Origin of the sequence: Thiohalocapsa sp. (genome assembly GCF_019695415.1) — a bacterium.
Classification (GTDB): Bacteria; Pseudomonadota; Gammaproteobacteria; order Chromatiales; family Chromatiaceae; genus Thiohalocapsa.
On sequence record NZ_JAIFKJ010000439.1, the window covers coordinates 1 to 8,966 of the forward strand.

The 8,966-nt window shown below is 66.9% G+C and carries 7 protein-coding genes and 1 tRNA gene; 2 read left to right on the plus strand and 6 right to left on the minus strand.

The features are described 5' to 3' along the window. Nucleotides 1-945, plus strand: a 945-nt coding sequence (locus I6U14_RS12395; protein WP_367115663.1) for a hypothetical protein, incomplete at its 5' end; no start/stop codon positions are given. Between the two features lie 110 nt (nucleotides 946-1,055). On the opposite strand, the gene rlmB is transcribed toward I6U14_RS12395, so the two are convergent. Both rlmB and rnr read right to left on the minus strand, forming a co-directional pair. Then, on the minus strand, nucleotides 1,056-1,826 hold the full coding sequence (gene rlmB, locus I6U14_RS12400; protein WP_296899746.1) for a 23S rRNA (guanosine(2251)-2'-O)-methyltransferase RlmB: 771 nt from the start codon (nucleotides 1,824-1,826) through the stop codon (nucleotides 1,056-1,058). Between the two features lie 38 nt (nucleotides 1,827-1,864). Then, the gene (rnr, locus tag I6U14_RS12405; RefSeq protein WP_296899748.1) at nucleotides 1,865-4,144 is read right to left on the minus strand and encodes a ribonuclease R; all 2,280 of its coding nucleotides are present in this window, start codon (nucleotides 4,142-4,144) and stop codon (nucleotides 1,865-1,867) included. Nucleotides 4,145-4,262: 118 nt separating this feature from the next. Between rnr and I6U14_RS12410 the strand changes: the two genes are divergently transcribed. Next, nucleotides 4,263-4,349 (plus strand) — tRNA-Leu (locus I6U14_RS12410). Between the two features lie 160 nt (nucleotides 4,350-4,509). On the opposite strand, the gene I6U14_RS12415 is transcribed toward I6U14_RS12410, so the two are convergent. From I6U14_RS12415 to I6U14_RS12430, 4 genes are all read right to left on the minus strand, one after another. After that, nucleotides 4,510-4,683, minus strand: a complete 174-nt coding sequence (locus I6U14_RS12415; RefSeq protein WP_296899750.1) for a hypothetical protein — start codon at nucleotides 4,681-4,683, stop codon at nucleotides 4,510-4,512. 94 nt (nucleotides 4,684-4,777) lie between these two features. Further along, nucleotides 4,778-5,740, minus strand: a complete 963-nt coding sequence (locus tag I6U14_RS12420) for a bile acid:sodium symporter family protein (protein ID WP_296899751.1) — start codon at nucleotides 5,738-5,740, stop codon at nucleotides 4,778-4,780. Between the two features lie 60 nt (nucleotides 5,741-5,800). Further along, a complete protein-coding gene (locus tag I6U14_RS12425; RefSeq protein WP_296899752.1) occupies nucleotides 5,801-6,034 on the minus strand; it encodes a hypothetical protein in 234 nt (77 codons plus the stop codon). Between the two features lie 196 nt (nucleotides 6,035-6,230). Further along, on the minus strand, nucleotides 6,231-8,606 hold the full coding sequence (locus tag I6U14_RS12430) for a L,D-transpeptidase family protein (RefSeq protein WP_296899756.1): 2,376 nt from the start codon (nucleotides 8,604-8,606) through the stop codon (nucleotides 6,231-6,233). Nucleotides 8,607-8,966: the final 360 nt, after the last annotated feature.

The window sequence follows — 8,966 nt, forward strand, 5'->3', positions numbered from 1 at the left end:
CGGCCGGCGCGTGGGCCGGGGGACTACCGCATGCCCCTCACGCCCATGCGCCGCCTGCCTGTTCCCCCCGCCCCCGCCCTCTGGCTTCGGCTTGCCGGCGGCTGCCGCGGGCTGCGGCTGGCCCCGTATGCCGCAGACCGGCCGGCTGCGGTGCCGGCGGGCGTGGCAGTTGGCTCGGGCAGCATCGCCTCGGCGACGGGCTGTGCCTTGGACTATCGCACCTATCGTCCCGGGGTCGATGCGGCGGAGCGCATGGACAACGCAGGTGCCGCCGACAGCGGCGACTGGATCATCCTCGCCCACGGCTTCCTGCGCAGCCAGACGCGCATGCATGGACTCGCGGCCGCCATGGCTGGCGACGGTATGCAAGTGGCTACCCTCGACTTCTGCAATCAGAAGCCCTGGGCCGGCCGCCATGTGCAGAACAGCCGGGATATGATCGCACTGGCCGGCCGCTTGGATGCCAAGAGGGTGATCTATGCCGGCTTCTCGGCAGGGGGGCTCGCCGCCCGGCGGGCCGCGCGGGCCGCACCTCGGGCATACGGCATCCGGACGCTGGACCGGGTGGACGCCCAGGGCCGCGGCGGCGGCGCCGCGCGCGACCTCGACAAGCCGCGGCTGGCCATGGCCGGAGAGCCCACCAATTGCAACGCGCTGGACAACGGGCAGGCGGTTTTCCGGGCCACGGATCGGGCGCGGGTGCAGCGCATCGTCGGCGCCGGCCACTGCGACTTCGAGGCACCCACGGACGGCCTCTGCGAGCTGGTGTGCGCAGACCCAGATGGCCCAGAGCGCACCCATCGGGCGGAGGTCATCGCGGGCGCCACCGCCGCGGCGCGTGCACTGTTGGCGGGTGATGCTGCCGGCTGGTCTCCCGGCGTGACCGCGAATGCCCGATCGGGCCCGGCGGCCCAGTTGGGCGGCGCTCACCTACGTGAGCCCTGACGCGGCTCTGGACCGGTTTCCCGCGTAACGCGCGAAGGGATCGCGACAACCGTCGACGCATCTTCGCGACCGGCAATTGAGTATACCGTCCCCGAGTTATTGTCCCCGAGTTATTGCGTTTCTGGTGGGTGGCGTTGGCGCAGCGCCTCGTAGAGGCAAATGCCGGCGGCGACGGAGACGTTAAGGCTCTCGACGCGGCCGCGCATGGGGATGCGAACCAGCAGGTCGCAGTGCTCGCGGGTGAGCCGGCGGAGCCCGCTGCCCTCGCCGCCGAGGACGAGCCCGACTGACCCGGCTAGGTCGGTGGCGTAGAGGTCGCCGGGCGCGTCCTCAGCAGTGCCGACGAGCCAAATCCCCGCGGCCTTGAGTTTGTCTAGCACGCGGGCGAGGTTCGTGACCTGGATGAAGGGGACAGAATCCGCCGCGCCGCTCGCGACCTTCACGGCCGCCGGCGTGAGGCCGGCGGCCTTGTCTTTCGGTGCGATGACGGCGTCGGCACCGGCGGCGTCAGCGCTGCGCAGGCAGGCGCCAAGGTTGTGCGGGTCGGTGACCCCATCCAGGATCAACAACAGCGGCGGGTGATCGAGGTTCGCCAACAGGGTGTCCAGATCCTGTATCGGGCGCGCCGCGGGCCCCGTTACCCAGGCGATGACGCCTTGATGGTTTGCGCCGCCCGCAGCGTCGTCCAATGCGGCGCGGTCCAACTGGCGCACATGCACACCGGCGCTGCGCGCGAGCCCGGCGAGCTCCGCCAAGCGCTGGTCGCGGCGGCGGCGGTCCAGCCAGAGCTCCGCAACCTGTTCAGCGCCCAGCCGGAGCGCGCTGCGGGCACTGTTGATGCCGATGGTGGGGCTGGTGCCGCCCGGCGTGGTGGGGGCCATAGACGGATTGGTGCGGGTGCGCAGCTGTCATCCGGCGCTCAGGACGCGGCCGCCTTGCGCTTGCGCCGTGACCCCGAGCGCGAACGCCTTTTCGCCGATGGCTTGCCCGCCTGCTTGGCTTGCTGCTGCGGGGATTGGGCCAGCACGAAGTCGATCTTGCGCTCGTCCAGGTTCACGGCCGCCACCTGCACCCGCAGCCGGTCGCCAAGGCGGTATACCTGGCCGGTGCGCTCGCCGGTGAGGCGGTGACCCACGGGGTCGAAATGGTAGTAGTCGTTGTCGAGCGCGGTGATGTGCACCAGACCGTCGATGTAGATCTCGTCCAGCTCGACGAAGATGCCGAAGCCCTGCACGCTGGTGATGGTGCCGTCGAACTCCTCGCCCAGCTTGTCACGCATGTACTCGCACTTGAGCCAGCTCTCCGCGTCTCGGGTGGCGTCGTCGGCGCGGCGCTCGGTGCCGGAGCAGACGTCGGCGATCTGCTGCAGCTCGGGCTTGGAGTAGTCCAGGTCCGCCGCTGTACCGCCGGCGAGGATGTGCTTGATGATGCGGTGGACAATGAGGTCAGGGTAGCGGCGGATGGGCGAGGTGAAGTGGGTGTAGGCGTCGTACGCCAGCCCGAAGTGCCCTGCGTTGTCGGAGCTGTACATGGCTTGCTGCATGGACCGGAGCAGCACCGTCTGGATGAGATGCGCATCCGCTCGACCCTTGACCGAGTCCAGCAGCGTCGCGTAGTCCTGCGCGGTGGGCTTGTTGCCGCCGGGCAGGGCCAGGCCCAGCTCGCCGAGGAATTCGCGCAGATCGGAGAGCTTTTCTTCCTTGGGCGTTTCGTGGATGCGATAAAGCGCCGGCATCTTCTTGCGCTCGAAGAACCGCGCCGCGGCCACGTTAGCGGCAAGCATGCACTCCTCGATGATGCGGTGCGCATCGTTGCGGCGTACGGGCTCGATGCGGGCGATGCGCCTTGACTCGTTGAAGATGAACTTGGTTTCGGTGGTGTCGAAGTCGATGGCACCGCGCTTGGCGCGGGCTGCGTGCAGCGCCTCGAACAGCGCGTGCAGCTCCTGCAGGTGCGGCAGCAGGGTCTCGTGCTGCTCGGCGAGACCTGGGTCGGCCTCGTCAAGCATGGCCGCGACCTGGTCGTAGGTGAGCCGGGCATGGGAGCGCATCACGGCTTCGAAGAAGCGCGAGCGGGTCACCTTGCCCTCGCGATTCACGTACAGCTCGCAGGCCATGCAGAGCCGGTCCACCGCCGGGTTGATGGAGCAAAGCCCGTTCGAGAGCACCTCCGGGAGCATCGGAATCACCCGGTCCGGAAAATAGACCGAGTTGCCGCGGCTCGCCGCCTCTCGGTCCAGCGCACTGCCAGGGGTGACATAGCTCGACACGTCGGCGATGCAGACCAGGAGCTTCCAGCCCTTGGGCTTGCGCTCGCAGTAGACGGCGTCGTCGAAGTCGCGGGCGTCGGCGCCGTCTATGGTGACCAGGGGCGTGTCGCGTAGGTCTGTGCGCCCTGCCTTGGCGGCCTCCGGCACCTCTTCGCTCAGGCCTGCGATCTCGACAGTGACCTCTTCCGGCCACTCCACCGGCAGGTCATGGGCACGGATGGCGATGTCGGTCTCCATGCCCGGGCCCATATGGTCGCCCACCACCTCGACGACGCGACCGATGGGCGGGGTGCGCTTAGTCGGCTGGTCGGTGATCTCGGCGACGACGATCTGCCCCTGCTTGGCCTCCAGGAGCCGGTCGCTCGGGATGATCACGTCGTGGGTCATGCGCTTGTTGTCCGGCACCACCAGACCGACGCCGCTCTCGGAGTACAAGCGGCCGACGACGTTGCGGGTGCTGCGCTCCAACACCTCCACGACGGAGCCCTCCAGGCGCCCGCGGCGGTCGCGCCCCGTCACGCGTGCTACAACCCGGTCGCCGTGGAAGACGGTGCGCATCTCTTTCGGATAGAGGTAGAGGTCGTCCCCGCCCTCGTCAGGCTTGACGAAGCCGAACCCGTCCGGGTGCGCGATGATGCGCCCGGCGATGAGGTCGCGCTTGTTGACCAGGCAGTAGGCGTCGCGCCGGTTGCGCACCAGTTGGCCATCGCGAACCATGGCACCGAGGCGCCGGTCCAGCGCCGTGAGATCTTGCTCATCAGTCAGGCCCAGGGCATCGGCCACCTCCTGGAAGCCCATGGGCGCTGTGTGCTCGGTAAGGGTCTCGAGGATGAACTCGCGACTCGGGATGGGGTTGTCGTATTTCTTGGCCTCGCGTTGGCGATGCGGGTCCTGCCCCTTCGCCGACTGGGCCGATTTGCGTCGTGCCACGTGATCTCCGCCGCTGTCCTTAAAGCTGCCTAGTGTAGCGTTGACAGGGGTTACCTGTCTCACTATCATTCGTAGGCTTGGCAGCTCCTAAACTTCTGCCGGAACTGCACGCCCCTTAGCCGAGGTGGCGGAATTGGTAGACGCGCATGGTTCAGGTCCATGTCTGGGAAACCAGGTGGAGGTTCAAGTCCTCTCCTCGGCACCACACTTCCCGTTGCGACTGCTTTCAGCTCGACAACGTAACGAAAAACGCTGCCGTTCGGCAGCGTTTTTCGTTGGTCCGCCTGATAACACTTCTCTCTGCCGCTCAAGCTTGGTTGGCCAGTGCAGCCGCACCTTGGGGAAGCGGACGGTTGCGGGTGTTGTCAGCTGTCGCGGCGGACGCGCGCTGGCAATTGCCGCCGGCTCGCCGCGTCCTGTTTCACGGTGACACGCTGGCGGCGCATGCGCTGCACGGCCCGCAGCTGCCAGACGCAGAAGGCGATCGCGGAGCCCCAGAACAGCAGGATCTGCAGGCTTTTGAAGGTGCTGTAATCCATCGTTTGCTTGCCTCGCTGTAGGTACCGGCGCCGCCGGCGTGGGAAGAATAGTCGCGGCCGCGCCGGCCTATACCAACCCTGAATGCGTATGGATTCAGCCGTGCTCGAGATCGGCGCCCGCCGTTGCCAATCGACGGGACCAAAGGGCCGCCATCGCCGCGCCGGACAGGTTGTGCCAAATCGAGAAGAGCGCCCCTGGGATGGCGGCGGCCGCGGAAAAGTACTGCACCGCCAGCGCGACCGCTAAACCGGAATTCTGCATACCGACCTCGATGGCGAGCGTACGGGCAGTGCGTAGGTCTCGTGCGACGAGCCAACCGAGCCCATAACCGGCACCAAGCCCCACGGCATTGTGCAGCACGACGGCGAGCGCCATAAGCCAGCCTGCAGCGGCGATATTGCCCACGTTGAGCGCCACGATGATGGCGATGATGAGCACAATGGCCAGCATGGACAGTAGCGGGAAGATTCCCTTTGCGGGCCCAATGCGCTCGCCGAGCCAAGTGTTGACAGCAACACCCAAAATGACCGGCACTACTACGATTTTGGCCACCGAGAGCAGCATCTCCCAAACAGGCACAGGCACTTGCTGCCCCACGTAGAGCCAGGTGAGGAGGGGTGTGGCGATCACCGCCAGTAAGGTCGACGCTGCCGTCAGGGTGATCGACAGCGCGACGTCGCCGCGCGCGAGGTAACAAATCACATTAGACGCTGTACCGCCGGGACTTGCACCCACCAGCACCATCCCGGCGATGAGCGCCGCCGGCAGCCCCAGCAGGGTACCGATGCCCCAGGCCGCCAACGGCATGACGCCGAACTGAAGCGCCACACCGAGACCGACCTGCTGCGGACGCCGCCAGACAGCGGCGAATTGCTGCCAGGTCAGTGTCACACCCATGCCGAACATCACCAAGCCCAGCAACGGGACAATGGCCGGCCGCAGGGGTATGAGCCATTCCGGGCGGGCATAGGCCAGCAGCGACCCGAGCAGAGCCAAGAGCGGGAATAGCACCGTGGCGTTGGCTGTGGTCAGGCTGGACCCGGCAGCGGTGCGCATCTCTAGGCGAGACATCCAAAGAAATATTGATCGGTCGGCCTAGCCTTTCCGAAGCCCAGCTCAAGCGCCGACGAGGAGCCGGCGGCGCTTGGCCGGCAGCCCCATGGCACCCGGCTGGCGCCTGGGACGGGGGCTACGGCGCCGCACCCGGTGCAGGGTGCGCGGCCGGAGACGTCGCGGGCGGCGGACCAAGAGCTGCGGAGCATATTCGATCAAGAGACTCAGCACGCCGAGCCCGGCGCACATCAGGCAGAGCCCCAAGGTCAGCAGGAGTAGGTCGATTACGGGCAGCATGGTCTTCTCCGACGTTTACGAGAACGGTGAAGACAGCATGCGCCTGTGGGTAGCTCATTTCGCGAGCCCGCGGCACGGCGTCACCGGGGCCAAGCGAGGAACATCGGCGTAGCGCTGCCAAAACCACGCGACGCGTGCCCTCGAGCGTCGGCGATCCAGGCAGCACGCAACGGACGACGCTACGGCTGCGCGAGGATCAGTCAACGGGCAGCGTCCAGACGGGCGCGGCTGCTTGGGCGCGGAGCGCGCCTGGATCCAGATGCTCGGCGCGAGCGGATGGAACTGCTGCGGCCTCACCAGGGCTGGCTGTAGGTGCCAGGCCAATGCGCGGGGGCTGCTCTGAGAGATCGAGTCGTACGGGCTCCACGCGCAGCTGCGCCGCGGGGCCATTGGACTCTGTCAACGTCCAAACGTCTGAGGCTCGGTCGGAAAACCGGCCTTCAGCATCGAGCCGAACTGTCTCGGCCCGGCTGTTCTCGGTCTGTGTCCAAGGGGCGAGAACGCCCGACTCCAGTGGTGGTGCCCCCATAGCCTCCGCTTTGGCCGTGGCAGTACCGTCGCCGTCGCCCTCGATGCTGACGGCGGCATCCGCAGCACTTGCAGGCCCGCTGCGGTGGTCGGCGTCCTGCTGCAGCTCGGGCCGCGCCTCGGCCGATGGTTCCGGGGCGTCGGGCGTCGCGGCACCGTCAGTCAACGTATCGGCAACTTCACTGGATAACGATTGCCGAGGTTGCGACTCAGCCTCTGGCGCTTCCAGGCCGCCGCGCTCCCCGGCCGGCTCCTCGTTGTCTTCCGTTGCCGAGGCTGTCTGTACGCCCGATGCAGCCGGCAGCGCGCCCGGACCGCCAGCGGCTGGCTCGGTATCGCCGCCGCCATCCGTGGTCGCCGTGTCGTCAGCCTGCGGAGCGACCTCGGCCGTTTGCTCCACGCTGGCCTCCTCGTCTTCTGCAGACGCCTCGGTCGTCGCGGCAACAGCCTCGCCGTTATCCCCAGCAGGCTCGTCTGCGGGGTTGGCATCCGGCTCGGGCTCAGGCTCGGCGAAGGCGATCCGCGCTGCGCCGTTCTCTGCAGGCTCATCGAGCATGGCGAACAGCCGCCGGTCGCGATTGTAGATATCCCGGCGGAACCCGACACGCCCTTTCGCATCTGCCTTGGCAGTGAGGTAGTACAAGAGCACGGGTAGGTGCTCGTCGAGATGCACCCAGCGGGTCTTGCCGCGGCGGACCACGCGGTTGATCTCTGCTTGAGACCATGCCGGCTTGTTCAGCACCTGCTCGGCCAGGGTCAGCGGCTGATGCACACGCACACAGCCGTGACTGTAGGCCCGCCGCGAGCGGTTGAAGAGATAACGCGACGGTGTGTCGTGCAGATAAATGGCGTGCCCGTTCGGGAACATAAACTTGACGCGACCGAGCGCATTGCGCGGCCCGGGCTGCTGCACAAGATAGTATTGTCCCCCGCTGCGGACCCGCTTGTAGCCTGCGGGTACGCCCTTGAATTTCTTCTCGATGGAGCGTGGCACCGTCCAGGTGGGATTGAAAACCAGATACTCCATCTCGTCCCGGAACATGGGTGTCTGGTCCTCCACTGTGCCGATGATGCCCCTAGTGCGCCAAGCTTCTTCGCCGTCGCGCACAAGGTAGAGCTCGAAGGCCGTCAGGTCGACGAAAAGATAATCTGCCGGGAGGTCGTTGTAGAGCCAGCGCATGCGCTCAAGGTTGGCGCGGATGGCGAGCAGCCGCTCGTCGAGCGGTACGTTCAGCGCGCGCAATGTGTTTGGACCGACGATGCCGTCGGCGGCGAGCCCGGAGCGGCGCTGGAAGCCTTTCACGGCTTCGGCGAGGTCCTCGTCGTAGATCTCCGGCTCGGCGACGAACACGGGCTCGTAGCCGTCGATGACCTGGAGATGCTCGCGGATCAGCGGCACCCGCGGATCCTCAGCACCAACGCGCAGATTCGGGCCGGCCGGAATATCTTCCCACCCGCCGCGATCCGCAATGGCGAGGTAGCGTTGATAGCCCCGCTTCAGGTTTCGGTAGAAATCGGGGCTCGGCAGCGTCGCGGCGAGCTCCTCGGCCATGTCTGGTGTGGCCAGTGCCTGCCCCATATCCGCCTTGAGCTGTTCGGCGTCGGCGGGCTCCACGAAGGTCCAGCCTGGGTTGACGTGGCGGGGGTTGTGCTTGCCGAAGCGGAAGTGGTGCACATAGCGCAACAGCGCATCGGAGAGCAGGAGCTCGGCGGTGGTGCGTCGGCCGGGATCATCCGACTCGAGATCCCCGTCGTCGAGCAAGGCGGCAATGGCCTTTGCGTGAAAATCCTGCGGCTTGAAGCCGTCGGCCCGGCTCGCCTGGGCCAGGTCGAGCAGGGTGGCGGCGCGGGCGCCGTCCCATGCCGCGCGAAAGTCACGTTCGGCATAGAACTCGGCGAGCAGGCGCGGGGAGTAAAGCTCGATTTCCCGACCGCCGAGGTCGATCAGCGGGGGCTCTGCGGCGGGTTCGTCGGTACCGGCGAAAGGCGACAGTGTTGTACGCAGGTCCGCGGCGGCGACGCCGGCCGCCAAGAGCAACACCACCGTCAAGCAACGGGCAACAATCCACGCACGCTTTGAGGGGCGTGTGGCTGCTGCCCAGGATCCAATACCGATCAGCGGCGGGGCGAATAGGCACAAACGGGCGAGTGACATGGCTGCAACCTTGGCACCGGGCCCGAAAAACCTTAGCTCGAACCCGAATAACAACAAAGAGATAGCTGCACTATACCGAAGCTGCAGCAGGATCGCAGCCAGCCGCGCGCGGACAGTGGGCACGCAAGGTGCGGCGACGGACGTCGCTGTACCAGCAGGATCGCTTTGCGGCCTCGTTAGGGAAGCGCCGATTGATTGGCGCTTCCCGTGCGGGGCAGGACGCCCCGCCATTTTCGGCGACGCAAGTCG